The organism is Hymenobacter nivis (assembly GCF_006439025.1).
Taxonomy (GTDB): Bacteria; Bacteroidota; Bacteroidia; order Cytophagales; family Hymenobacteraceae; genus Hymenobacter; species Hymenobacter nivis_A.
Genome location: NZ_RCYZ01000002.1, coordinates 13,351 through 38,090 on the forward strand (window position 1 = coordinate 13,351; position 24,740 = coordinate 38,090).

Below are 24,740 nucleotides of genomic sequence, written 5' to 3' on the forward strand. Positions count from 1 at the left end.
CGTTTTGCTTTTCAATATGACTGCGCTGGCCCAAACCAAAACCCGCCTCGGCCTGCTTTCCCTCGTGGTGAGCGTGGCCCTGGTGGCCATCAAATTCTACGCCTACCACCTCACCCGCTCGCAAGTGGTGCTGACGGATGCCCTGGAGAGCATCATCAACATCTTCACCAGCGGCTTTGCCCTGTACAGCCTGTACCTGGCCGGCCTGCCCAAAGACGAGAACCACCCCTACGGCCACGGCAAAATCGAGCACCTGTCGGTGGGCTTCGAGGGGGCCCTGATTTTCATTGCCGGGGCCTACATCCTGTACTCGGCCACGGGAAGCCTGCTGCACCCGCACGCGGTGGCCCGGCCCAGCTGGGGCGTGGGGCTGCTGGCCATTACGGCGGTGGCCAACCTGGGCCTGGGCCTGTACCTGGTGCGCCAGGGAAAGGCCCTGAATTCGGTGGCCCTGGTGGGCGACGGCCAGCACCTGTACATTGATGCCCTCACGTCCATCGTGTCGTCGGGGGCCCTGCTGCTGGTGGCGGCCACCGGCATCGAGCGCATCGACGGCGGGGCGGCGCTGCTGCTGGGCGGCTTCATTCTGGTGAACGGCGGGCGCATGGTGGGCCGCTCGGTGGCGGGCCTGATGGACGAAACCGACACGGCCGTCGTCACGGAGGTTATCGCCGAGCTGCAGGCCCACCGCCGGGCCCCCTGGATCGACGTGCACAACCTGCGCGTGCAGCGCTACGGCGCCAACCTGCACATCGACTGCCACATGCAGATGCCCTACTACTTCAGCCTGGAGCACGTGCACACCGAGCTGCACGACATCGAGGAGCTGATCCGCGAGAAGTTTGCGGTGGAAGTGGAGATGTTCGTGCATGCCGACCCGTGCACGTTTGCCGCCTGCTCGCTCTGCTGCATGCCCGACTGCCCGGTGCGTGTGCACCCCTTCGAGCACGAAGTGGTGTGGGACCTGCACAACGCCGTGCGCAACGAGCGCCACCGGCTGTAGCGGCTGGTTGTCAGTTGTTCGTTGTCGGTTGTCAGGCCGGGACGGAGGTAAAGGCCAATCCTTTACGGTAGGTTTGCAACCCGGCCGGTCACCCCCGGCTCTTGTGCTATAACCTCCCTTTCCACTGCTCTATGAAAACCCACCTTTACGCTGCCCTCCCCGTTGTGCTATTGGCGCTGGCCCATGCCCCCGGGGCCCTGGCCCAAACCGAACGCGCCACGCCGCTGGAAGCCGCCCCGGCCGCGTCCGCCGCGCCCGCTTCGGCGCGGCCCTTCCAGGTGGCCTACCTGCGCCTCGGCGTCGGCACGACGTTCGATTCGTATAAGCACTACCGCTGCACCCGCATCGCGCTGGAGTACGCCCCGATGCTGACGCGCAAAATAGGCCTGGCCGGGCGCTTGGTGGGCGTGGTCGGCACGCCTTCGGACTCGGGCCCCTACGGGCCCTGGATCTACCAACTGCCGAACCAGAACTACAAATCCGGCCACGCGGAAGTTGAAGCGTTGTTCTACCCCTTTGGCAACGCCAAGCGGGTGCGCTTTGCGGTGGGAGCCGGCGGCTTCGCGGGCTACTACAAACTCAACGGTTTCAATTCGGCAAGCTTGCTGGACGGCAACGTGGTGGCGTACCAGCTGCTCTCGGAACAAAAGGTCTACGGCGGCTACTTGGCCTCGCTGAACCTGGACGTGGCCCTGGGGCCCCAGCAGCGCTGGCTGGTGGGCCTGCGGGTAGCCCAGCAAAAGGGCAGCGGCGGCGTAACCGACGTGCCTTCCGAAACCCTCACGCTGGCCCGCCGCTTCTGAGCAGCCAGGGGCCCCGGCGCTGCGCCCTTACCTTGGCCGGCGCACCCTACTTTTCATTATGGCCAGCACGCCAGACGACCACCACGAACCCGCCGGGGATGGGGCCCCCGCCGCCGCCCTCATCGGCCTGGCGCCCGCCGCAGCGGCCGCCCCCGGCCGGCGCCAGCGCCTGGCCGGGGCAGCGGCCACCACGGCCACCAAGCTGCTGCCGCTGGTGGCTTTGCTCGACGCCGTGCAGCCCGCCGCGGCGCAGGAATCGGTGTTTCGTGTGCGGCGCAAGCGCATTCAGGTGCACCTGGCCTTGGTGCGCAAGGAGTTGCAGGCCGAGCGGCCGCGCCGCCGGGCCCTGGCCCACGCCTTCCAAACCCTGGCCTACTTGGTGCGCGAGGAAACCCGCGACATCAGCCCCGACGAGCTAAAGCAGGCCGCCAAGGAAATGGCGCTGGCCACCCTCAAAAATGCGCCCGCCCTCCTCAACGCCGCCCACCAGGCCCGGCTGCTATCGTAGGGCCCCGGCCACTTACTTGCCGGGGGCCCCTTGCACCACCAGCACCGCGCTGCCGCGCATCGGCGTGCCCTGCGCACTCAGCCCCTCGGCCACTATTTGGAACGGGCCGCTGGCGTCGGCGGTGAAGAAGGAGAGCTGGGCCTGGCCGCTGGCGTCGGTGCGCACGGCGGGGGCCCAGTAGAGGGTGGTGTAGCGCGGGTCGGGCTGCGCACTGGGGGCCTCGTAGCGCGGGGCGTAGAACTCGCGGGCGCGGTAGTAGCCCGGCACTTGGGCCGAAAGCACACCGGCGCGGGCGGCGGCAAATTGCACCTGCGGGTCCGCGTCGAGCGGCGGGGCGGCCTGGCGCGTGTAGGCGGCAATGACGCCCCCGTAGGCCTGGCTGCCGAACATGGCCGCCGCGCTCTGGTTCAGCACGTCGATGGTTTCAACGTCGCGCAGCGGGTACGACGCAAAAAAGTCGGCCGGCACAATGGCCCCGTCAATCAAAAACAGCGGCTGCACCAGGCCAAACCCGCCCGTGGACTGGTCCTGCAAGGTGGCGCTTTGGCGGATGTTGATGCTTTGGCCCGACACGGCCACGCCCGCCACGCGCCCTTGCAGGTACTGAATCAGCGTGCGGCTCTCGGCGTTTCTAGCCAAGTCGCCCACGCGCAGCACCACGGCGTTGCGGTTGGAGTAGGGGCGGGCGGCACCGTCGGCCGGGGCCCGCTGGCCGCGCACGCGCACGGCGTCCAGCGCCACCGGCTGGCCCGCGGCAATGGGCGCGCGCAGGGCCAGGGCGCGCTGCTGCTGGGCGCGGCGGGCATAGTCGGCCAGGGCCCCCGGGGGCAGCTGGGCGGCCAGCGGCGCGGTGGGCAGCGGGGCCCCGGCGGGCGGGGGGGCCAGCAGGCGCAGCGTGTAGGGCCGCTCGCCCTTGGCCACCGGCGCCCGCAGCAGCACGTGCGCCGTGTCCAGCCCGCCGAGGCCCCGGAATTGGAAGTGCCCGCTGGCATCGGTTTGCGTTTGGGCCTGGCGGGTGGGGTTGGTTTGCAGGTAGTCCACGGCGCGCGCGGCGGCCGGCTGGCCAGTGGCCGCCAGCAGCTGGCCGCGCACGCCCAGGCCCTGCTCCAGGGCAAATTCCCGGCCCGGCCGCTGCCCGGCCAGCAGCTCCTTCCACACGAAGCGCCGCCAGCCCTGCGTCAGCAGCAAGTTGTTGAGCGCTTGGCGGGTGTCGGCCGTTTGGGGCTCGCGGAAGTAGTAGCCCGGGTCTTCCACCGGGCCGGCCAGATCCGACGTTAATAGCAGGTGCGACACGATGCTGGGGCCCTCCGGCCCGGCGGGGCCCGCCGCCACGGCCACCGAAAACTCGCCCGCCACGGGCTGGCCGGCGGCGTCGGTGGCGGCCAGGCGCAGGCGCACGGCGGTGCGCGGCGCGTAGGCCGGCCGGTCGGGCGTGAGCACCAGGCGCACGCCGGGCGGGTTGGGCACCAGCACCAGCCGCTCGCACTGGGCCGTGCCCTGCGCATCGAACAAGGTGATGTGCGCCAGGCCGGGGGCAAATTTGGCCTTGGGCAGCTTGGCCACCACCGGTGCCGCACCGCCCACCGGGGCCTGGGCGGCGTAGGCCACGTGGCCGCGCACCTGCGCCAGCAGCAGCGCGGGGCCCCCAGCGTCCTCGCCGGCCGCCAGCCGCCGCCGGATGACGACCACAAAATCGTCGGCCGTTTCGCTCACCCCAATGGCGTAGCCCGTGGGCTGGCTGGCCGGCAGCGGGTACTCGGCTTGGCCGCCGCCCGGCAGCGCCACCACCGCCCGGTAGCGCTGCCCCGGCGCGGGCGCGAAATGAAAAGCGCCCATGCCCAGGTGCCGGCTGCCGAAGCTGGCCACCGGCCGGCCCTGGCCGTCGCGCACGGTGCCCTGCACGGCCACGCCGCGCCCGCGCCCGTCCACGGCCCGGAAGCCCACCTCGCTCGCCAGCCCGTCCACCAGGTTGCCGCCTTCGGGGAAAAACTGCACGTCAATTTTGGGCCCCGGGGCCCCCGCGTCGGCCGCTGGGGCCCCCGCGGTGGTGGTCACGACCAGCGGGCGGGCGAAGAAAAAGGCCGCGCCGGCGTTGCGCATCCAGCTGGTGTAGGCCCGCAGCTGGTAGGTGCCGGCGGGCAGCGTGTCGGGTAGGGCGAGGTCGCCGGGGGCCAGGCCGCCGCGCAGGCGCAGGGTGCGCTTGGCCACCAGGCCGCCCCGGGCCGACAACAGGTCCACGTACAGCACCTTGCTGAGCGTGTCGGGGCGGTGCGAATCGGCCTCGGCCAGGTAGGCCTTGAACCACACGGTTTCGCCGGCGGCGTAGAACGGGCGGTCGAGGTGCAGGTAAGCTTTTTCGGGCAGCGACGTGCCGTAGAACTCGGCCAGGCTTTTGACGATGTGCGGGAACGACGCGTCGGCGGCGGGGAGCTGAAACGCGGCGGCTGCCAGCGCGCCAGCGGCGGCCACGGCCCCGGCGAGCCGGCGGCGAAAAGTTGACGGGAACATGACGGAAGCGGGTGAGGCTTAAAGGTAAACGCGGCCGCCAATTTGCCCGCCGCTACCCGCCCCGGGGCCCCCGCCGGCGCCGGCAGCCCTGCGGAAATGTTGTAAACTGCATGCGCATTTACTGCCCATCCGCCCGCCTTGTCCATGCGCCTCTTTACCGTTGCCCTCTTGCTGCTGGCCGCCGCGCTGGGGGCCCTGCCCGCCCGGGCCCAGCTGGTGCTGGACGGTCAGGTGCGCGACGCCCGCACCCAGCGCCCGCTGGCCTACGCCAGCGTATTCCTGGCCAACACCACCTTCGGCACCACCACCGACTCGACGGGCCGCTTCGCGCTGGCCGGCGTGCCGGGCGGGCACTACGAGGTCATGGTGTCGTACGTGGGCTACCAGCTCTACCAAAAAACCGTGGACTTGCAGCAGTCCCTCACACTGGCGGCCAACGTGCTGCCGGCCACCACGCAGCTCGACGAAGTGGTGGTGCACGCCACCAAAAACCGCCCCGCCGACTACCAGCGCTTCCTCCAGCAGTTCTTGGGCCGCAGCGCCTTTTCGCGGCAGTGCCGCATCGAAAACCCGCAGGACCTGGTGGTGTACTACGACGAGCAGCGGCGCGAGCTGACGGCGGCTGCGCCCCGCGGCGTGCGCGTCGTCAACCAGGCGCTGGGCTACCGCATCACGTACCACAACTTCGATTTCAAAATCCTCTACAACGCCAGCCGCTGCGTGTTTGTGGCCGCGCCCGCGTTTGAGGCCCTGCCCACTGCCGACGCCAAAAAGCGCCGCCGCTGGGACGAAAACCGCCGCAAAGCCTACGCCGGCTCGCTGCCGCACTTCCTGCGCAGCGTGCGCGAGGGCCACTTGGCAGAAGAAGGCTTCCTGGTGCAGGCAATGGTCGTGGAGCCCAAGTCGGCGCAGGCGCAGGAGCACGTGGCCGCGGCCGGCGACTCGCTTGCGGCGGTATTTGTGCCCGAGCCGGGCCTGCTGGCGCGCGTGTACAAGGCCCCGCTGGCCGCGGCGCAGCTGTGCGCGTCGGCCGCGCCCGGGGCCCCCAGCGGCCGGCTCCAGTTTGCCGATGCCGTGCAGGTGACGTACCAGGGCGAGCAGCCCGACGCCCTGTACGCGACCGATGTGGCGGTGGCCCGCCGCAACAGCCAGCTGGACGCCGCTGGGGCCCGCTGGCAGGGCGCCAAAAACGAAACGGCCCTGGGCCGGGCCCCCTACGACCCCATCCTGGAAGTGTCGGAGCTGCGGCTGCTGGGGCCCCCGGCGCTCATCCTGCCCAACGGCTACCTTGCCAACCCGCTGAGCGTGAAGGTGGACGGCTACTGGAGCTTCGAAAAAGTAGGCGAAAACCTGCCCCTCGACTACGCGCCCAATCTGGTGAAGTGAGCCGGGGCCCCGGGGCCCCTAATCCACCGCCGCGTCCTGGGCCTCGCCCTCGTACTCGTCGAGCAAGAACTCGCGCATGCGGTTGACGTGGCCCTTGAGGTCGGCGAGGCGCTCGGTGTGGCGGGCGGTGCCGTGGGCCGCGTCGCCGCGGGCGGCTAGGCTGGCGAGCAGGTTTTTGCGCTCCTCCATCATGCGCAGGGCTACCCACAGGGTTTCCTCCATTTTGCGCTGCGAGCCCTCCAGCATAGAGGCTGCGGTGTAGGCGTGGCCGGTGTGGCAGCGGAAGCGCAGCACCTCGCCGTGGTTCACTTCCCAGAGGTTGCCGCCGCAGTCGGGGCAGGTGAAGGGCACCAGGCTGCCCAGCTGCTCCACCTGTTCGGCCGAGCCCACCACGCGCTCGGCAATGGCGGCCTCGAGCTGCAAGTCGGCCGGCACGTCGAGGGGGTTGGCGGGGCCCCCCGGGTGGGTGGGGCCCACCAGCCCCACCAGCACGGCCCCCATCGCGGCCACGGGCAGCACGTGGTCCACGGCCACGTTGCGCAGGGCGCTTTCGGGCATGCTCGGGAACTCGGCCTCGGCGGGGTCCTGCACCATGGCCACGCCCCCGCAGCGCTTAACGAACTCGAGCCCGGCGGTGCCGTCGTGCAGCATGCCGGTGAGCACCACGCCCACCACGTGCGAGTCGAAGGCCACGGCCGCCGCCCGGAACAGGGTATCGGCCGAGGGGCGGTAGCCGTTCTCGAAGGGGCCCTTAGTTACCAGCACGCGGTCCTGCTTCACCAGCAAGTGGCGGTCGGGCGGGGCCAGGTACAGGTGGCCGGCCAGCAGCGGGGCCCCGTGGCCGGCCACTTGGCAGCGCAGGGCGGTGTGGGCAGCCAGGCGCACCACCAGGCCCTCCGAATCGGCGTCGGGGGCCAGGTGCTGCACCACCAGCACGGCGGCGGGCAGGGTGGCGGGCAGCTGGGCCACGAGCTGCAAAAGGGCGGGCATGCCGCCGGCCGAAGTGCCGACGACGATGAGGTGAGTAGGAGCGGCCACGGGGCGGGAAGAAAATAAAGGGCGCCAACAGGCGCCTACCTTTGGGTGTACGGCCAGCCGGGTGGCGTGGTAGCTGCCGCGGGCAGTATTGGTAATATATACGCACTTTGGCAGGACGTTTCTAAGCATCCCCTGCGGAATGTACTTAGTGTGGACGCCCGGTGGTAAGTTATTGCCCCAAAAGAAACCTGTGTTTGATTAGATGAAACAACCCGTGCCCCCGGCCGACGCGCCGCCCACCCCGCCCAACCCCGCCAGCGGGCCCGCTGCGGCGCCCGCCGGGGGCCCCCGGGCCCGGGCCGGGGCCAACAAGTTTCCGGTGGTGGCGCTGTGCGGCTCGGCGGGCTCGCTGGAGGCGTTTGAAGAATTCTTCGGGGCCCTGCCCGAGCGCAGCGGGCTGGCGTTTGTCGTCGTCACGCACTTGGGGCCCACCCCCTACAGCCAGCTGCCGCAGGTGCTGCAAAACTTCACGCCGCTGCCCGTGGTGGAGGCCACCGACGGCCTGCGCGTGCGCCCCAACCACGTGTACGTCATCCCGCCCGACGCCGACCTGAGCCTGCTGCACGGCTGCCTGTTTTTGCTGCGCCCCACCCAGCCGCCGGGCCACCGCCTGCCCATCAATTTCTTTCTGGAAAGCCTGGCCAAGGACGCGGGGCCCTGGGCCGCGTGCATCATCTTTTCGGGCCTGGGGGCCGACGGCAGCGCGGGCCTGAAGGCGGTGATGGAGAACTTCGGGATGGTGGTGGCCCAGGACCCCGCCACGGCCGCCTTCGACGCCATGCCGCGGGCGGCGCTGGCCACCGAGTTCGTCGATTTTGCCCTCGCCCCCGCCCAAATGCCCACCGAGCTGCTGGCCTACGCCGCCCGCCTGCAAGCGTCGGGCGGGCCCGGGCCGCGCCTGCCGCTAACCACCGCCGCCGCCGCGGCCCAGCCGGCCCACGCGCTGCAAAAAATATTTGTGCTCATCCGCCAGCGCACGGGGCACGACTTCAGCTTTTACAAGCGCAACACGATGTTTCGGCGCATCGAGCGGCGTATGAACGCCCACCAGATCAAGGAGTTTGCCGACTACGTGCGCTACTTGCAGCACAACCCCGCCGAGGTAGAGCAGCTGTTTCGGGAGCTGCTGATCGGGGTGACGAAGTTCTTCCGCGACCCGGCGGCCTTCCAGAGCCTGCAAGCGCACTTGCAGCCGCTGGTGCTGGCCAAGGAGCCGCGCAGCACCGTGCGCGTGTGGGCCCCGGGCTGCTCCACGGGCGAGGAGGTGTACTCGCTGGCCATGCTGCTGCTCGAATGCCTCGACGCCGTGGGCCACAGCCGGGGCCTCAAGCTCCAGCTTTTCGCCACCGACATTGCCCCCGACGCCATCGACTTTGCCCGCGCCGGGCGCTACCCGGCCACCATTGCCGCCGACGTGCCGCCCGAGCGCCTGGCCCGCTTCTTCAACCTGGAGGACGGCCACTACCAGATCCGCAAGGAGGTGCGCGACACGGTGGTATTTGCCCTGCACGACGTGAACAAGGACGCGCCCTTCACCAAGCTCGACCTGCTGTGCTGCCGCAACCTGCTGATTTACCTGAGCGCGGAATTGCAGAGAAACCTGCTGCCCGTGTTCCACTACGCCCTGCGGCCGGGCGGCATTCTGTTTTTGGGCCCCAGCGAAAACCTGACCGGCTTCCAGGACCTGTTTCAGCCCCTGGACGGCAAGTGGAAGATTTCGCGGCGCCTCGAAACCACCGCCCTGCCCACCCGGCTGCTCAATTTTCCGTTCTCCCTGTCGCCCCGGCCGCCGGCGGCGGCCCACCCCGCCACCATGCCATCTGCCGCCGCCGCCGCCCGCCCAGGCGGGCCCTTTGCCGCCCTGGTGCAAAAAAACCTGCTCACCGCCTACACCCCGCCGGCGGTGGTGATTACGCCCAAGGGCGAAATCCTGTACGTGAACGGCCGCACCGGCAAGTACCTGGAGCCAGCCCCCGGCGTGGGCACCCTCAACCTGTTTGAAATGGCCCGCGACGAGTTGCGGGTGGAACTCAGCGGGGCCGTGCACCAGGCCCTGCAAACCCAGAAGGACGTGACCGTGGCCCGGGCGCGGGTGGCCACCGCCACCGGGCCGCAGCTCGTGCGCCTCTCGGTGCGGCACCTCGAGGGCCCCGAGGCCCTGGCCGGCCTGCTGCTGGTGGCCTTTGAAGACCAGCCCACCCCGCGCCGCGGCCGCCGGGCCAAGGGCGAGGGCCCCGACGAGGGCCCCGCCGCAGCCGCCAGCCGCGACGCCGCCGCCGCCCTCGACCAGGAGCTGCAATACACCAAGCGCCGCCTCCAAACCACGGTGGAGGAGATGGAAAGCAGCCTCGAAGAGCTCAAAAGCGCCAACGAGGAGCTGCAAAGCGCCAACGAGGAGCTGCAAAGCACCAACGAGGAGGCCATGACCAACAAGGAGGAAATGCAGAGCCTGAACGAGGAGCTGATGACGCTCAACATGCAGTACCTGGCCAAAACGGAGGAGTTTTCGCAAACGGCCAGTGACATGAAAAACCTGCTCGACGCCACCGAAATCGCCATCATCTTTCTGGATAATAACCTGACGATAAAGCGGTTTACGCCGCACGTGCGCGACATTATTAACCTGCTGCCCAGCGACGTGGGCCGGCCCCTGGCCCACTTCGCTTCCAACCTGCGCTACGAGCACCTGCTGCGCGACGCCCAGCAGGTGCTCGACCGCCTCACCAGCGTGGAGGCCAACATCCAAACCACCGGGGGCGCGTGGTACACGATGCGCATTTTGCCCTACCGCTCCATCGACAACTACATCAACGGGGCCGTGCTCACCTTCACCGACGTGACGGCCCTCAAGCAGCTCGAAGCCCAGCTCCAGGAAACCGCCCGCTTCGCCGACAGCCTCCAGGAGGCCGTGCCCCAGCCCTCGGTGGTCCTCGACGCGCAGCTGTGCGTGCGCCTGGCCAACAACGCCTTTGCCGAGGCCTTTGGCCTGGTGGCCGCCGACGTGCGCGGCCAGCCCCTGGCGGCCCTCAGCGGCGGGGCCTGGAACCAGCCGGCCCTGAGGGCCCAGCTGGCCCAGCTGCTCGACCTGGCCCACCCCCACGACCAGTTCGATGGCCTGGCGCTGACGGCCAATTTTGCCGGCCTGGGGCCCCGGCGCGTGGTGCTGTACGGCCGCCGCCTGCTGCGCCAGGGCCAGCCCACCGGCCAGGTGCTGCTGGGCGTGGAAGTGCCGTCCCCGCCGGCCTAGTGGTCGGGGGGCCACCGGGTGCTACCTTGGGGCGCGGGGCCTCTTGGCAGCGCCCCGCGCCCGCCCATGAAACGCCCCGACCCCCATGCCGCCAAAGCCCAGCTGCGCGCCCGCGCCGAGCGCCAGCGGCTGGTAGCCAGTGCCCCCCTGGACCCCGCCGACGCGCTGCGCCTGGCCCAGGAGCTGCAAGTGCACCAGATTGAGCTGGAAATGCAGTACGAAGAGTTGCTGCTGGCCCAGGCCGACGCCGAAGCCAGCCGCGCCGAGTACATGGACCTGTACGATTTTGCCCCCGTGGGCTACTGCACCCTGGCCCCCGACGGCACCCTGGCCAGGCTAAACCTGTACTTGGCCCAGCTGCTGGGCCCCGTGCGCCAGCAGCTGCTGGGCCGGCGGCTGGCGCAGTTTGTGGCCCCGGCCGAGCGGCTGGCCTTCAGCCAGTTCCTGGCCCGGCTGTGGGCCGCGCCGGGGCAGCGCCACACCTGCGAGTTGGCCATGCTGGGCCCCGGCGAAGGCCTGTTTTTTGCCCAGCTCGAAGGCTTGGTGAGCGCCGCCCCCAGCGAAGCATACACTTCCGCCCCCTGCCGCCTCGCCCTGACCGACGTGACGGCCCGCCGCCAGGCCGCCGACGCGCTGGCCGCCAGCGAAGCCCGCTTCCGCGCCACCTTCGAGCAAAGCCACGACGGCCAAGCCCTGCTGCGCGACCTGCTCCTGGTAGACGCCAACGCCGGGGCCCTGCGCCTGCTCGGCCAGCCCAGCAAAAGCCAGGTGCTGGGCCGCCACCTGGCCGACTTTTGGCCCGACGACCAGCCCGGCGGCCAGCCCGTACTGGCTACGCTGCTGGCCTGCGCCGAACACACCCAAAACCAAGGCTGGTACCGCCAGGAGCTGCGCCGCTTCGGCGCGGACGGCCAGCCCGTGTGGGACGAGCTCTCCTTCGACCCGGTGGCGGTGCAGGGCGAGGCGCTGCTGCACCTCACCTGGCGCGACGTGACCGACCGCCGGCTGGGCCAAGAGCGCCTGCGCGAGAGCGAGGAGCGCCTGCAGCTGGCCCTGGCCGCCTCCGCCACCGGTGTGTGGAGCTGGGACCTGGCCAGCGACGTGGTGGAGCAGGACGCCGAGGCCCAGCAAGTGCTGGGCACCGCCGCCCCCCGCGTGCTGTGGGCCGACCTGAAAGCCACCGTTCACCTCGCCGACCGGCCCGTTTTGGAAGCCGTTATCAGCCAGGCCATGGCGGCGCACAGCCACTTTGAGCTGGAGCACCGCCTCGTGCGGCCCAACGGCGAGGTGCGCCAAGTGGCCGCCAGCGGCCGCTTCGTGTACGACGCGGCCACCGGCCAGCCCCTGCGCATGGCCGGGCTGGTGCGCGACGTGACGGCCCAGGCCCAGGCGCAGGAGGCGCTGCGGTTCCAGTACCGGCTGCTTGGCAACATCCTTCACAACCTGCCCGTCATCCTCGCCCGCCTTGCGCCCAACGGCCGCTACCGGGCGCTGGCGGGGGCCGGCCTGCGCCGCCTGGGCCTGGCCGATGGGGCCCTGGTGGGCCAGCTGGCCGCCGAGCGCTTCCCGCAGGAAGCGGCCCAGATTACGCACCTGCTGGCCGGCCAGAGCAACAGCTACGTGTCCAGCTTCGAGTACGAAGGCCAGCCGGTGCATTTCCTCACCTACAGCTTTTGGGACCCCGACCACCAGGAGGGCGTCGTGTTTTCCATCGACGTAACCGAGTCGGAAGTGCTAAAGCGGGCTTTGGCCCGGCAGCAGCAGGTGCTGCTGGCGGCCGTGCTCACGGCCCAGGAGGAGGAGCGCCGCCGCATTGCCGAGGCCCTGCACAACGGCGTGGGCCAGCTGCTTTACGCCACCCGCCTGCACCTCGACGCGCTGCCGCCCTCCGAGCCGGTGCAGGCCGGGCAGGGCTTGCTCAGCGAGGCCATCCGGGCCACGCGCACCATTTCCTTCGAGCTCACCCCCAGCGTGCTTGAGGACCTGGGCCTGCCCGCCGCCCTGCGCGAGCTGGCCCGCCGCATTCCCGCCGCCCAGCTCGCCATCGACCTGAACCTGAACAACCTCGACGCGCCCCTGCCCGCCCTGCTGGCCACCGCCGTGTACCGGGCGGTGCAGGAGCTGCTCAGCAACGTGATGAAGCACGCCCACGCCCGCGAGGTGTTTGTGCAGGTGGCCCGCGAGGGCCCCGAGGTGCACATCAGCGTGGAAGACGACGGCCGGGGCTTCGATGCGGCGGCGGCCGTGCCGGGCCAGGGGCTGGCCGGCATCCGCACGCGGGCGGGGCTGCTGGGCGGCACGCTCACCATCCGCGCCCGGCCGGGGCAGGGCACGGGCGTGTTTCTGGTGCTGCCGGTGGAGGAGTAGCGGGGGCCCCAGGGGGCCCCGGCCGGCTGGCCGGGAGCCGTTTGGCGGGGGTTGGTCGGGGCAAGCGGGCGGTTGGGCGATTGGCCCGGCGGGCTTCATGCAAAAACCTGGGGGCCCCGCGCTATTTGCGCGCCGGCCGGGCCATCCGGGCCGGTTCATTCCCCCGTTTCGTTTCCCGCGTTTTATGAAAAAACTGCTCCTGGCCCTGCTCGTGGGCACTGCCGCCGCCCCGGCTGCCCGCGCCCAGGCCCCCGATGTGCCCGCCAAACCCGCGCCGCCCGCCCCTGCGCCGCGCCCCACCAGCCGCACCAGCATCGGCCTGAAGGGTGGCTACTCGCTCTCGTCCATCACCGGCGAGGGGGCCAGCGCGCTGCCCGACGCCGCCCGCCTGCCGGCCTTCCACCTGGGGGCCTACGGGCAGCTGGGCCTCAACAAGTTTGCCTCGGTGCAGGTCGAGCTGCTGTACGCCCGCCGCGGCTACCGCACCACGCTGGGCACCACCGATGCCTACAACACGCGCCTCAACTACCTCGATTTGCCGGTGCTGTTCGTGGGCAATATCACGCCGAACCTGAGCTTCCACGTGGGGCCCCAGGCCTCGCTGCTGCTCAACGTGGCCCGCGACGGCGCCAACGTATCGCTCGACAGCCGCTACCAGCGCTTCGCCCTCGGCGGCGTGGGCGGCCTCGAGTACCGGCTGGGCCCGGCCCGCCTCGGCGCTCGCTACAACCTGAGCTTCAGCCGCCTCTACGAGCAGAACGCCAACGTGCAGTACAACAGCGGCGCCGTGTTCCTCTCCGACAACAACATCTACACCCGCAGCCTGGAGGTGTACCTGGGCTTCGGCATCGGCAATTAGGGCCCCCAGCGCGGGAGGTGAGGCAGTGCTTTGTGATAAGCTTCTGGAGCTTGAATGCCTTACCCCGCCACGGGTAGTGTGAAGTGAAAGGCGCTGCCGCTGCCCAGCTCGCTCTCCACCCACAGGCGGCCGCCCTGGGCGGTGATGAACTCGCGGGCGATGCTCAGGCCCAGGCCCGAGCCGCCCTGGTAGCCGGTCTTGTCGGGGATTTGGGCGAAGCGCTGGAAGATTTTGTCGTGGTGCTCGGCCGCGATGCCGGGGCCCTGGTCCTGCACCGTGAGCTGCACAAACTTGCCGGCCGGGGCGGCCCGCACCGTCAGCGTTTCGCCGGTGGGCGAGTAGCGGATGGCGTTGGCCAGCAGGTTGATGAGCACCCAGGTGGTCTTCTCCACGTCGGCGCGCACGGCGGGCAGGTCGGCGGGCAGCTCGGTGGCCAGGCGCAGCTGCTTATTGTCGATTTGGGCCTGCACGGTGGCCGTGGCGAAGGCCACCACGTCGGGCAGCGCGGTGGGCCCGAAGTTGAGCTCAATGCCGGCCCCCGGGTCGAGGCGCGACACGTCGAGCAGCTCGCCCACCAGGCGCAGCAGGCGCTGGGTTTCGCGCCGGATGCCGTCGGTGACGCGCGTGCGCTCGGCGGCGTCAATCTTGTCGGTTTGCAGCAGCTTCAGGCTCATGTTGATGCTGGAAAGCGGCGTCTTCAGCTCGTGTGACACCGTGGCCAGGAAATTAGACTTTACCTGGTCGAGCTTCTTGAAATCCGACACGTTGCGCAGCGTCAGCACCTGGCCCACAAACTCGGTTTTGTCGCTGGCTTCATTGAAGTTCACCAAGTCCTGCACCGCCAGGCGGTAGTAGGCTTCCTCGCCGTTGCGGGTCACCGTTAGCAGTGGGGTTTCGGCAATGGCCGTGGCACGGCGCGGGGCCCCCAGGGGGCGCAGCATGGTGGCCAGCAGGTCGTTGCGCTGGGCCACGTCGGCGGCCAACTGGTCCACGAGCTGGGCCACGGGCAGGCCCAGCAGCTCGCCCAGCACGGGGTTGGCCAGCAAAATGCGGCCGTTTTCATCCAGCAGCAGCAGGCCTTCGTCGAGGCCGTTCACCACGCTGCGGGCCCGGTTGCGCTCGGTCACGAGCTCGGCCAGGGTGGAGGTGCGGTACTCCTGCAATTGCACCAGCATCCGGTTAAAGGCCCGCGCCACGCGCCCAAACTCGTCGTAACTCTCTACCGGAATGCTGGCCGCGAAGTTGCTGCTCGTGGCGTGCTCCAGGGCGTTGGTGAGCTTGCGCAGCGGCAGCACCGCCGCCTCGGGCACGCTGCCCACCAGCAGCAAGGCCAGCAGCACGGCCAGCGTGGCCACCAGCAGCAGGTTGCGGCCCGCGCCGTTGGCTTGCTGGGCCAGCTGGTCATTTTTATGCCTCAGGGCCAGCGTATTGAGCCGGATCACGCGGTGGGTTTGGGCGCGCAGCTGCTCCAGGGCCGGCACGGTGGGCTGCCGCTGAAACACGTTCAGGGTTTGGGTGAGCGAATCGACCAGGGCCCGCTCGCCGGCCTCCGTGATGTTGCCTGCCTCGCGGGTGAGGGCCTGCTGGAACCGCGGGCTGGCCCCCGGGGCCCCCGGCGCGATTTCCATCTGGTCGAGGGCTTGCAGCATCTGCTGCCCCAGCTCCACGGAGTAGAAGTTGGCCGTCAGGATGTTGCCCGAGCCCGTGCTCAGGCCCCGCACCGTGTAGTAGGCGTAGCCGCCGATGCTGCCCAGCAGCACTAGCAAAGCCAGGAAGCCCAGGGTAATCTTGGTTTTAAGGTTCATGGCGGGGCTTTTAGTTGTCAGTTGCTAGTTGTCGGTTGTCAGTTGGCGGTTGTTTGGGGGCCCCAGGCTGTCATGCAGAGCGCGGCGAAGCAGCCGTCCTGTGGCAGTGATGACTGCTCACTGATAACTGTTTTTCAATAGGTTACTAAAAAAATGTCGATGTCCGGCGAAGCCGTGGCTACGGCCCGCACCAAGGACCGGGTGATGCCGCCGCGGCCGGCGAGGCGCTCCCAGGCGGTTTTTTCGCCCGTCACGCCGCACACGAGCAGGGTGGCGTGCTTCTCTTCGGCCACCCGCCGGATGGCGGCCACCACGTCGTCGTCCTTCACGCGCAGTATTTGGGCCCCCAGCTCGGTGGCCAGCTGGAGGTTGTTGAGCAGGTGGCGCTGGGTGGCCAGGCCGATGCGGTCGGCGCTTTCGCGGCCCGTTTGCACGTAGAGCACGTACCAGGCGGCGGCCGAAAAGCGGTCGGCCAGGCGCGAGGTTTTGCGGATGATTTCCTTGGCGGCGGCTGCGTTGGAGTTGATGCAGGCCAGCAGGCGGTCGTCGTTGCGGCGCAGCGCGGCCACGGGCGCGGCGCCGCCGGCTTCAGTTTCGACCTGCCGGCCCAGCAGCTGGGCCACCTCGCGCACGGCCAGCCGGCGCAGCTGCAGCAGGTTTTCGGCCTGGAAGAAGTTGGCCAGCGCGGTGGGCACCTTGGCCGCGTCGTAGATTTTGCCTTGCTCGAGGCGGCCGCGCAGCTCGCCCACGGTCAGGTCCACGTTCACTACTTCGTCGGCCTCGCGCAGCAGCTGGTCCGGAATGCGCTCCGTCACGTCGGTGCCGGTTATTTTGAGCACTTGGTCGTGCAGGCTTTCGAGGTGCTGCACATTCACGGCGGTTATCACCGAAATGCCGCTTTTCACCAGCTCCTCCACGTCTTGCCAGCGCTTGGCATGGCGCGAGCCGGGCACGTTGGAGTGGGCCAGCTCGTCCACAATCACCACCTGGGGGCGGCGCTTTTCGATGGCGTCGAGGTCCAATTCCTCCACCGCGTGGCCTTTGTAGTACACCTGCTTGCGGGCCAGCAGCGGTACCTCGCCCAGCTGGGCCACGGTGCCAGCGCGGCCGTGGGTTTCGATGTAGCCCACCAGCACGTCCACGCCGTGGGCGTGCAAGTCATTGGCCTCCTGCAACATGCGGAAGGTCTTGCCAACCCCCGCCGCCAGGCCCAGGTATATCTTGAGCGTGCCGCGCCGCTTCTCGCGCACCAGGCGCAGGAAGCGCTCGGCCGATTGGTCGCGCAGGTCGTTTTCGGCGGGAGCCATGGGGAGGGGGGAAATAGGGGTTTCGGAGTGGCGGCGGCCTTATTCCCGCCGCAAATGCAGCTCGGGGCGCTCGGGCGTGAGCAGCGGAATGTTCTCCACGGTCAGCGACGAGTTGTCGAGGCCGAAGCTTTCCTGGGGGCTGGCCGCCAGCCAGCGCAGCGCCCCCGACACCCACGCCACCAGCCGCTGCCAGCCGCTCAGGGCCTGGGCGTAGGGCAGGGTGCGGTTGATAATAACAAATTGAAAATCACCCACTTCGCCTTCGTTGCGCAGCGACGCGTAGGGCGAGGAAATGTCGATTTCGTGGTTGCGAACCAAGTCCGTGACCACCTGCCGGAACATGTAGTTGATGGCGTGGTCGACCCGGAAGCCCAGCCGGAACGTGATGCGTACCAGGTCGTTGGGCAGCAGCACCTCGGCGTGGTAGGCGCGGGTGTAGGGCTCGTCGGTAGTCACCACGTGCAGCAGGTAGTAGAGGCTGGCGCGCTTGGGGCTTTTGCGGAAGATGCTGTGAATGATGGCGTTCTCGACCAGGCTGGGGTCTTCCGAGTCGGTGAAGTACACCAGGTTGGTGGCCAGGCGGGGCACCGTTTCGTCGGCGCTCAGCTTTTGCAGGCGGGGCAGCCACTCGGCCAGCGGCAGGTACTTGTAGAGGTCCTGGCGCAGGCGGCGGCCCTGAATCCAGCTCACCATCACGAGCAGCAGCAGGGCCCCCAGCAGCACGCTCAGCCAGCCGCCCTGCGGAAACTTGCGCAGGTTGGCCACCAAAAACGAGCCTTCCACCACCCCGTACACCAGCAGCAGCAGCCCGATCCAGCCGGCTGCCACCCGGCGCAGGCGCAGGTAGTAGGCCAGCAACAGCGTGGTGCTGAGCATGGTAACCGTGACGGCCAGCCCGAAGGCCGCCTCCATGCGGCTGCTCTCACGGAAGTACAGCACCACGCCCACGCAGCCCGCGCCCAGCAGCCAAGTCAGCGAGGGCACAAAGGCCTGCCCGCGCAACTCGGTGGGGTAGCTCACCTTGACCTTGGGCCAGAAATTGAGCCGCAGCGCCTCCGTAACGAGCGTGTAGGAGCCCGAAATGAGCGCCTGCGAGGCAATGATGGTGGCCAGCGTGCACAGCCCAATGGCCGGCAGCAGGCCCCAGCGCGGTATCATGTCAAAAAACAGGTTACGCTCGCCCAGCGGCGCGCCCAGGTGCTGCAGCAGCCACGCGCCCTGCCCCAGGTAGTTGATTACCAGGCAAATCTTCACGAAAGTCCACGACACGTAGATGTTGCGCCGGCCCACGTGGCCCATGTCGGCATACAGGGCTTCGGCCCCGGTGCTGCACAAAAAAATGCTGCCCAGCAGCCAGAACGCGCCCGGCAATTGCGTGAGCATGTGCAGGGCGTAGTACGGGTTGAGGGCCCGCAGAATGCCGGGCTCGCGCAGCACGTAAGGCAGCCCCAGGGCGGCCAGCATCGAGAAAAACGCCACCATCACGGGCCCAAACAGCTTGCCAATAATGGCCGTGCCAAACTGCTGAAACCCAAACAGCGCCACGATGATGACCAGCACAATAGGCACCGTATCAAGGTCGGGCTTGAGCACCCGCAGGCCCTCAATGGCCGACGACACCGAGATGGGCGGCGTGATGATGCTATCGGCCAGCAGCGCTGCCGCCCCCACAATGGCCGGCACGTAGAGCCAGGGCAGGCGCAGGCGCCGCAGCAGGGCGTAGAGCGACAAAATGCCGCCCTCGCCGTGGTTGTCGGCCCGCATGGCAATGAGCACGTACTTGACCGTGGTGAGCAGCGTGAGCGTCCAGATAATGGCCGACACCGTGCCCAGCACCACGTCCTCCGTCACGGGCCGGCCCACAAACACGCCGCGCACCGTGTAGAGCGGCGAGGTGCCGATGTCGCCGTACACGATGCCCAGCGCGATGAGGGCCCCGGCCGCCGTAATGCGGTGGTGCAAAGCGGCAGCCGGCGCGTGGGCGCCCGCTACGGGGGTAGGGCCGGATGAAACCATTGCCGGGAGCAGTTGATTTTAGAAAGAAAGCGCGATGCTGGTAGTCAGATTGCCGTAGTTGCGGCTCGGGCCGTTATCGTGCTGAAAAATGGCGTTTTCTGACCTCAAGTAACGGCCCTCGATGCGAAACACCACGTTGGCCGTGGGCAGGTAGTCTAAGTTGAGCGAGGTGCCGCCAGCCAGGAAGCGGGCATCGGTCGGGGCCGGCGAAATGCCATTGATGAACACGCCCCGCTGCGCGTAGTAGTACTCACCGCGCAGAGTGGTCGAAAACTGCTCGGCCAGCTGGTATTTTACGAAGGCCGAGCCCGTGTGCCAGGTGTCGTAGCCGTGGTGGCCGGCACTCTGCTGCTTGCCCACATCAAACACCAAGGCCAGGTTGAGGCGCTGGGCGGCGGCGTAGGTGATGTAGAAATTGTGGAAGTAGCGCCGGCGCTTGAGCGAGTCCTGCGGCTGCTCGTTGCCGTAAAACGTGCTGCTGTTAATCAGCACCTTGGCCGTGGGCCGCCACTGGATTTGGGTGCCCAGGGCCTTGCCCTGGTTGGTTTCGCGGATGTTCTGCCAGCCATTCAGCACCAGCCCGGTGAGCGTGAGCTTGGGGGCCACCTCGTAAGTAAACCGGGCCCCCGACTCGTAGTACGGCGAGTTTTCGGCCATAATGGAGCGCGTCAGCGTCCAGTTATCCTTCGAAATGGCCGACTCAAACCCGATGTGCGAGGCAAAGATGCCGAGGTCGAGCCAGGCCTTTTTGAAGGGCCGGAAGCCCGCGTAGGCCTCGTAGATGTGCTGAAGCACGGGGTCTTCGGTGGCGTAGTTGGCGCTCACGTAGGTGCCCGCGTGCAGGGCCACCGAGCCGCGCACCCGGCCGTTGTCGTAGCGCGCGCCCAGGATGGCGTTGTTCACCGAAAACTCGTTCTGGCGGTTGTGGGCGTACAAAAAGTAGGGCCGGGCGTTGGTGCCCGCGTGGTTGAAATCGAAGCCATAGTACGCGTCCACGAACCCGTAGTAGGTGAGGGGCCCCGGGGCTGCGGGCGCTGCGGGCGGGGCCGGCGCGGCGGCGGGCGGCACGGCCAGGGCGGGGTCGGTGGTGGGGGCGGTTTGGGCCAGAGCGGGGGCCAGGGTGCCGGCGGCCAGCAGTGCCGTCAGTAAAGGTTTGGGCAGCAGGAAATGCGGAAAAGTTTTCATCTAAAAGAAGCGGAACAAGAAGCAACTAGTGCCTCCCCGGCGGCCCAGGCAGGCCGCGCGGGGAGGACTTTTTAGCAGGTGCGGAAAGAATAGAATGAAACGATTTAGGGCCCCGGGGGCTCAGACGGTCAGCTCAATGGCGGCCCACAGCAGAAACAGAAACGTTACGGCGGCTTTCATGGCGCAGCGAAGAAAGGCGGTTAGCGGCCGGCGGGCGCGAGGGCGTCGAGGGCCAGGTTGAGCTGGAGCACGTTCACTTTGTCGGGGCCCAGCAGGCCGGCCTCCACGTGCTGCTGCACCAAGGCCTGCACCTGGGCCGGGGCCAGGTGGCGGGCGGCGGCCACCCGGGCCACCTGCACCAGGGCCCCTTGGGGCGAGAGGTGCGGATCGAGGCCAGAGCCGCTGGCGGTGAGCAGCTCGGCGGGCACGTCGGCGGCCTTCACGCCGGGGTTTTGCACCAGAAAGGTGTCGAGGCGGGCCTTCACCTGGGCCAGGTACTCGGGGTTCGAGGGCCCCTTGTTCGAGCCGCTGGAAGCATCAGCGTGGTAGTCGGCCGCCGAGGGGCGCGAGTTGAAGTACTGGGGCTTATCAAACTTCTGGCCCACGTTGGCGAAGCCCACGAGGCGGCCCTGGCGGCTGAGCTGCACGCCCTCGCCGCGGCCGGGAGCCAGCTGGGCAGCGGCCCAGACAAGGGCCGGATACGCGACGCAGCACAGCACCAGCAGGGTGAGGGTGAGGCGAAAGGCGATGAAGAGTTGGGATTTCATTGGGAAAGGAGGTTTCTATGGGCCGTAGCGCTTCGCTGTGCGCTGCACGACGGCCAATTATGCCTTGACGGTGAATTAATTACAAAAACAGACCCACTACCAGGTCGATGGCCTTGATGCCGATGAAGGGCACGATGACGCCGCCGAGGCCGTAGATGAGCAGGTTGCGGCGCAGCAGGGCCGAGGCGCCCACGGCCTGGTAGGCCACGCCCCGCAGGGCCAGCGGCACCAGCGCCGGGATGATGAGGGCGTTGAAAATAACGGCGCTCAGGATGGCCGACTGCGGCGACTTCAGGCCCATCACGTTTAGGGCCCCCAGCGCGGGGATGGCCACCATGAACAGGGCCGGCACAATGGCGAAGTACTTGGCCACATCGTTGGCGATGCTGAACGTGGTGAGCGTGCCGCGCGTCATCAGCAGCTGCTTACCAATTTCCACCACCTCAATGAGTTTGGTGGGGTCGTTGTCGAGGTCCACCATGTTGCCGGCTTCCTTGGCGGCCTGGGTGCCGCTGTTCATGGCCACCCCCACGTCGGCCTGGGCCAGGGCGGGGGCGTCGTTGGTGCCGTCGCCCATCATGGCCACCAGCTTGCCGGCCTGCTGCTCGGCGCGGATGTACTGCATCTTGTCCTCGGGCTTGGCCTCGGCGATGAAGTCGTCCACACCGGCTTTTTCGGCGATGAACTTGGCGGTGAGCGGGTTGTCGCCGGTCACCATTACGGTTTTGATGCCCATTTTGCGCAGGCGCTCGAACCGCTCCTGGATGCCGGGCTTGATGATGTCCTGCAATTCCACCACGCCTAGCACGCGGTCGTTTTCGCTCACCACCAGCGGCGTGCCGCCGTTGCTTGCCACCGCTTTCACGCGGTCGGCTACGTCGTCGTGGTAGGGCTGGCCGGCGGCCTCGGCCAGGCGGCGGATGGCGTCGGCGGCGCCCTTGCGGATGCGGGTGCCGCCGGCCAGCGTCACGCCCGAGGAGCGGGTTTCGGCCGTGAACTTGATAAGCTCGGCCCCGTCGAGGCGGCTTTGCAGGGCCTGGGGGTTCACTTTGTTGTCGCGGGCCAGTTCCACAATGCTCTTGCCCTCCGGGGTTTCGTCGGTGAGCGAGCTGATGGTGGCCTTTTCCACAAACTCCAGCATCGGCACGCCGGGGGCGGGCCAGAAGTGGGTGGCCTTGCGGTTGCCGATGGTGATGGTGCCGGTTTTGTCCAGCAGCAGCACGTCGATGTCGCCGGCCGTTTCCACGGCTTTGCCGCTCTTGGTGATGACGTTGGCGCGCAGGGCCCTATCCATGCCGGCGATGCCGATGGCCGAAAGCAGGCCCCCAATCGTGGTCGGAATCAGGCACACAAACAGGGCGATGAAGGCCGAAATGGCAATCGGGGTGCGGGCGTACTCAGCAAACGGCTGGAGCGTGACGCACACGATGACGAACACCAGCGTAAAGCCCGCGAGCAGGATGGTGAGGGCAATTTCGTTGGGCGTTTTCTGGCGCGAGGCGCCTTCCACGAGGGCAATCATCTTGTCGAGAAACGACTCGCCGGGGGCCGTCGTCACCTGCACCACGATGCGGTCGGAAAGCACCTTGGTGCCGCCCGTGACCGACGACTTGTCGCCGCCCGCCTCGCGGATGACCGGGGCCGATTCGCCGGTGATGGCCGACTCGTCAATCGTGGCCAGGCCCTCGATGATTTCGCCGTCGGTGGGGATGATCTCCCCGGCTTCGACCACGAACACCTGGCCTTTTTGCAGTTGGGCTGAGCTCACGGCCGTCATCGTGCCGTCGGGCTGGCGCACGTTGGCGGGCGTGTCCTGGCGGGTTTTGCGGAGCGAGTCGGCCTGGGCCTTGCCGCGGGCCTCGGCAATGGCCTCGGCGAAGTTGGCGAACAGCAGCGTGAGGAACAGCACCACGAACACCGTGGCGTTGTAGCTGAAGCTGCCCTGTGCCGCGTCGGGCCGCACGAGCAGGCCGATGGTGACGAAGAACATGACCACCGTGCCCAACTCCACGGTGAACATGACCGGATTGCGGAACATGATGCGCGGGTCGAGCTTCACGAACGCTTGGCCGATGGCTTCGCGGACGAGGGCGGGTTGAAAAAGGGATTGGGACTGGGTTGCCATTGTCGGAAGCTGTTGGCCGAGGGCTGCTAGCTGTTAGGTTTTTTTGGGTAAAAGCGAGGAAGGGAGAAGGCCGGCGCGGCGGGTGCGGGGCCCTAGCGGGCGTACAGCGTAAAGTGCTCGGCCAGGGGCCCCAGGGCCAGGGCGGGGAAGAAGGCCAGGGCGGCGATGATCCAGATCACGAAGAAGACCATGATGCCGAAGGTGCCCGTGTCGGTGCGCAGGGTGCCAGCGCTTTCGGGGATGTACTTTTTGCGGGCCAGCAGGCCGGCGATGGCCACCGGCCCGATGATGGGCAGGTAGCGGGCCAGGATCATCACCACGCCGGTGCTGATATTCCACCAGAGTGTGTTGTCGCCGAGGCCCTCGAAGCCCGAGCCGTTGTTGGCGGACGCGGAGGTGTACTCGTAGAGCATTTCGGAGAAGCCGTGGTAGCCGGGGTTGGCCAGCCAGCCGGCGTAGGCCGTGGGGTTGCCCACGTAGAGGTGGGCGGCCATGGCGGTGCCGGCTAGGATGAGCAGCGGGTGCAGCAGGGCCACTACTATGGCAATTTTCATCTCGCGGGCCTCAATCTTCTTGCCCAGGAATTCGGGGGTGCGCCCCACCATCAGGCCCGAAATGAACACGGCGATGATGACGAACACGAAGAAGTTGAGGAAGCCCACGCCCACCCCGCCGTAGAAGGCGTTGGTCATCATGCCCAGCAGCTCGGCCATGCCCGACACGGGCATGTGCGAGTCGTGCATGGAGTTCACCGAGCCGCAGGAAATGACGGTGTTGGTGATGCCCCAGTAGGCCGAGGCCGCCGCGCCGAAGCGCACTTCCTTGCCCTCCAGGGCCCCCAGGCGCTGGTCGGCGCCCATGTGGGCGATGGCGGGGTTGCCGTGGGTTTCGTAGTACACGGTGGGGGCCAGCAGCATCAGGAAGCCCACCGTCATCACCCCGAACACCATGTACGACAGCCGGGGCCGCTTAATGTAGTAGCCGAAGGCGAACACCAAAGCCAGTGGGATGAGCACCAGGGCGAAGTTCTCGACGGCGTTGGTGAGGTAGGTGGGGTTTTCGAGCGGGTGGGCCGAGTTGGCCCCGAAGAAGCCGCCGCCGTTGGTGCCCAGCTCCTTGATGGCCACCATGGCGGCCACGGGGCCCCGGCTCACGAAGGTGCTGTCGCCCTGCACGGTCACGAGTGGCGCCTTGCCGGCCCAGCCCATGGGCGTGCCCTGAAACACGAGCACCAGCGCCACGGCCAGCGCAATGGGCAGCAGCACGCGGGTGATGCTCTTGAGGAAGTAAACGTAGAAGTTGCCCAGCTTCTCGGTGGTGCGGTCGCGCAGGGCGTTGAACACCACCACGCAGGCGGCCATGCCGATGGCGGCCGTCACGAACTGCAAAAACATCAGGCAGAACACCTGCGAGAAGTACGTGGCGCCCGACTCGCCGGAGTAGTGCTGCAAGTTGCAGTTTACCAGGAAGGAGATGGCCGTGTTGAACGCCTGGTCGGGCGACATGCTGGGGTTGTGGTCGGGGTTGAGCGGCAGGCTGCCCTGGGTGCAGAGCACGAACATGGCCCAAATGAACCAGACCAAGTTGATGGTGAGCAGCGCCACCAGGTGCTGCTGCCAGCTCATTTCGCGCTCGGGCCGCACGCCGCCCAGGCGGTAAATGAGGCGCTCCAGGGGCCCCAGGAAATCGGACCAGCTTTTGTCGCCCCGGTACACGGTGGCCAAGTAGCGGCCCAGCGGCACGGCCAGCAGCACGGTGCTGCCGAAAATGACGAGGATGCCGAGAAGTTCTTTGTTCATGGTAAGAGGGTGGGGCC

At 68.2% G+C, this 24,740-nt stretch carries 16 protein-coding genes; 7 read left to right on the plus strand and 9 right to left on the minus strand.

Features of this window, described 5'->3' with window-relative positions; all coding sequences use genetic code 11:
* The first annotated feature begins 16 nt into the window (after positions 1–16).
* From EAH73_RS04480 to EAH73_RS04490, 3 genes are all read left to right on the plus strand, one after another.
* Positions 17–1,003 carry a cation diffusion facilitator family transporter gene (locus EAH73_RS04480; RefSeq protein WP_140465322.1) on the plus strand — a complete coding sequence of 329 codons (987 nt, stop codon included), beginning with the start codon at positions 17–19 and terminating at the stop codon, positions 1,001–1,003.
* A 131-nt stretch (positions 1,004–1,134) separates the two neighbouring features.
* A complete protein-coding gene (locus EAH73_RS04485) occupies positions 1,135–1,806 on the plus strand; it encodes a hypothetical protein (RefSeq protein ID WP_140465323.1) in 672 nt (223 codons plus the stop codon).
* A gap of 58 nt (positions 1,807–1,864) precedes the next feature.
* Entirely contained in the window at positions 1,865–2,314 is a 450-nt protein-coding gene (locus EAH73_RS04490) for a hypothetical protein (RefSeq protein ID WP_140465324.1), read from the plus strand.
* Positions 2,315–2,326: 12 nt separating this feature from the next.
* Here the strand turns inward: EAH73_RS04490 and EAH73_RS04495 are convergent, their stop codons facing one another.
* Positions 2,327–4,822, minus strand: a complete 2,496-nt coding sequence (locus EAH73_RS04495; protein WP_140465325.1) for an MG2 domain-containing protein — start codon at positions 4,820–4,822, stop codon at positions 2,327–2,329.
* A 144-nt stretch (positions 4,823–4,966) separates the two neighbouring features.
* Here EAH73_RS04495 and EAH73_RS04500 point away from each other — a divergent pair, with 144 nt between their 5' ends.
* Positions 4,967–6,208: a carboxypeptidase-like regulatory domain-containing protein gene (locus EAH73_RS04500; RefSeq protein ID WP_140465326.1), complete on the plus strand. Its 1,242-nt coding sequence runs from the start codon at positions 4,967–4,969 to the stop codon at positions 6,206–6,208.
* A gap of 18 nt (positions 6,209–6,226) precedes the next feature.
* Here the strand turns inward: EAH73_RS04500 and EAH73_RS04505 are convergent, their stop codons facing one another.
* Complete coding sequence (locus EAH73_RS04505; protein ID WP_161599450.1) at positions 6,227–7,246, minus strand: chemotaxis protein CheB; 1,020 nt, start codon at positions 7,244–7,246, stop codon at positions 6,227–6,229.
* A 202-nt stretch (positions 7,247–7,448) separates the two neighbouring features.
* Here EAH73_RS04505 and EAH73_RS04510 point away from each other — a divergent pair, with 202 nt between their 5' ends.
* From EAH73_RS04510 to EAH73_RS04520, 3 genes are all read left to right on the plus strand, one after another.
* The gene (locus EAH73_RS04510) at positions 7,449–10,493 is read left to right on the plus strand and encodes a CheR family methyltransferase (protein ID WP_140465328.1); all 3,045 of its coding nucleotides are present in this window, start codon (positions 7,449–7,451) and stop codon (positions 10,491–10,493) included.
* 66 nt (positions 10,494–10,559) lie between these two features.
* Positions 10,560–12,860 carry a PAS domain S-box protein gene (locus tag EAH73_RS04515; protein ID WP_140465329.1) on the plus strand — a complete coding sequence of 767 codons (2,301 nt, stop codon included), beginning with the start codon at positions 10,560–10,562 and terminating at the stop codon, positions 12,858–12,860.
* A 184-nt stretch (positions 12,861–13,044) separates the two neighbouring features.
* Positions 13,045–13,719 carry a porin family protein gene (locus EAH73_RS04520; protein WP_161599451.1) on the plus strand — a complete coding sequence of 225 codons (675 nt, stop codon included), beginning with the start codon at positions 13,045–13,047 and terminating at the stop codon, positions 13,717–13,719.
* 59 nt (positions 13,720–13,778) lie between these two features.
* Here the strand turns inward: EAH73_RS04520 and EAH73_RS04525 are convergent, their stop codons facing one another.
* The 7 genes from EAH73_RS04525 to kdpA all read right to left on the minus strand — a co-directional run bounded on the left by EAH73_RS04525 (position 13,779) and on the right by kdpA (position 24,723).
* Complete coding sequence (locus tag EAH73_RS04525; RefSeq protein ID WP_140465331.1) at positions 13,779–15,524, minus strand: ATP-binding protein; 1,746 nt, start codon at positions 15,522–15,524, stop codon at positions 13,779–13,781.
* Between the two features lie 134 nt (positions 15,525–15,658).
* Positions 15,659–16,831 (minus strand): sensor protein KdpD, encoded by a 1,173-nt coding sequence (locus tag EAH73_RS04530; RefSeq protein ID WP_140465332.1) that lies wholly within the window; start codon positions 16,829–16,831, stop codon positions 15,659–15,661.
* A gap of 39 nt (positions 16,832–16,870) precedes the next feature.
* A complete protein-coding gene (locus tag EAH73_RS04535; RefSeq protein WP_140465333.1) occupies positions 16,871–18,847 on the minus strand; it encodes a KUP/HAK/KT family potassium transporter in 1,977 nt (658 codons plus the stop codon).
* Between the two features lie 18 nt (positions 18,848–18,865).
* Positions 18,866–20,032, minus strand: coding sequence for a porin (locus EAH73_RS04540; protein WP_140465334.1), 1,167 nt, complete (start codon positions 20,030–20,032; stop codon positions 18,866–18,868).
* 200 nt (positions 20,033–20,232) lie between these two features.
* The gene (gene kdpC / locus EAH73_RS04545) at positions 20,233–20,799 is read right to left on the minus strand and encodes a potassium-transporting ATPase subunit KdpC (protein WP_140465335.1); all 567 of its coding nucleotides are present in this window, start codon (positions 20,797–20,799) and stop codon (positions 20,233–20,235) included.
* Between the two features lie 79 nt (positions 20,800–20,878).
* Positions 20,879–22,924, minus strand: coding sequence for a potassium-transporting ATPase subunit KdpB (gene kdpB / locus EAH73_RS04550; protein ID WP_140465336.1), 2,046 nt, complete (start codon positions 22,922–22,924; stop codon positions 20,879–20,881).
* A 92-nt stretch (positions 22,925–23,016) separates the two neighbouring features.
* Positions 23,017–24,723 carry a potassium-transporting ATPase subunit KdpA gene (gene kdpA / locus EAH73_RS04555; protein ID WP_140465337.1) on the minus strand — a complete coding sequence of 569 codons (1,707 nt, stop codon included), beginning with the start codon at positions 24,721–24,723 and terminating at the stop codon, positions 23,017–23,019.
* Positions 24,724–24,740: the final 17 nt, after the last annotated feature.

Bases quoted from the DNA above. Each gene is read 5' to 3' on its own strand.
- EAH73_RS04490 (WP_140465324.1), top strand. From the start codon at position 1,865: ATGGCCAGCACGCCAGACGACCACCACGAACCCGCCGGGGATGGGGCC.
- EAH73_RS04535 (WP_140465333.1), bottom strand. From the start codon at position 18,847: ATGGTTTCATCCGGCCCTACCCCCGTAGCGGGCGCCCACGCGCCGGCT.
- EAH73_RS04480 (WP_140465322.1), top strand. From the start codon at position 17: ATGACTGCGCTGGCCCAAACCAAAACCCGCCTCGGCCTGCTTTCCCTC.
- EAH73_RS04515 (WP_140465329.1), top strand. From the start codon at position 10,560: ATGAAACGCCCCGACCCCCATGCCGCCAAAGCCCAGCTGCGCGCCCGC.
- EAH73_RS04495 (WP_140465325.1), bottom strand. From the start codon at position 4,822: ATGTTCCCGTCAACTTTTCGCCGCCGGCTCGCCGGGGCCGTGGCCGCC.
- EAH73_RS04520 (WP_161599451.1), top strand. From the start codon at position 13,045: ATGAAAAAACTGCTCCTGGCCCTGCTCGTGGGCACTGCCGCCGCCCCG.
- EAH73_RS04510 (WP_140465328.1), top strand. From the start codon at position 7,449: ATGAAACAACCCGTGCCCCCGGCCGACGCGCCGCCCACCCCGCCCAAC.
- kdpC (WP_140465335.1), bottom strand. From the start codon at position 20,799: ATGAAATCCCAACTCTTCATCGCCTTTCGCCTCACCCTCACCCTGCTG.
- EAH73_RS04500 (WP_140465326.1), top strand. From the start codon at position 4,967: ATGCGCCTCTTTACCGTTGCCCTCTTGCTGCTGGCCGCCGCGCTGGGG.
- EAH73_RS04525 (WP_140465331.1), bottom strand. From the start codon at position 15,524: ATGAACCTTAAAACCAAGATTACCCTGGGCTTCCTGGCTTTGCTAGTG.
- EAH73_RS04485 (WP_140465323.1), top strand. From the start codon at position 1,135: ATGAAAACCCACCTTTACGCTGCCCTCCCCGTTGTGCTATTGGCGCTG.
- EAH73_RS04530 (WP_140465332.1), bottom strand. From the start codon at position 16,831: ATGGCTCCCGCCGAAAACGACCTGCGCGACCAATCGGCCGAGCGCTTC.
- kdpA (WP_140465337.1), bottom strand. From the start codon at position 24,723: ATGAACAAAGAACTTCTCGGCATCCTCGTCATTTTCGGCAGCACCGTG.
- kdpB (WP_140465336.1), bottom strand. From the start codon at position 22,924: ATGGCAACCCAGTCCCAATCCCTTTTTCAACCCGCCCTCGTCCGCGAA.
- EAH73_RS04540 (WP_140465334.1), bottom strand. From the start codon at position 20,032: ATGAAAACTTTTCCGCATTTCCTGCTGCCCAAACCTTTACTGACGGCA.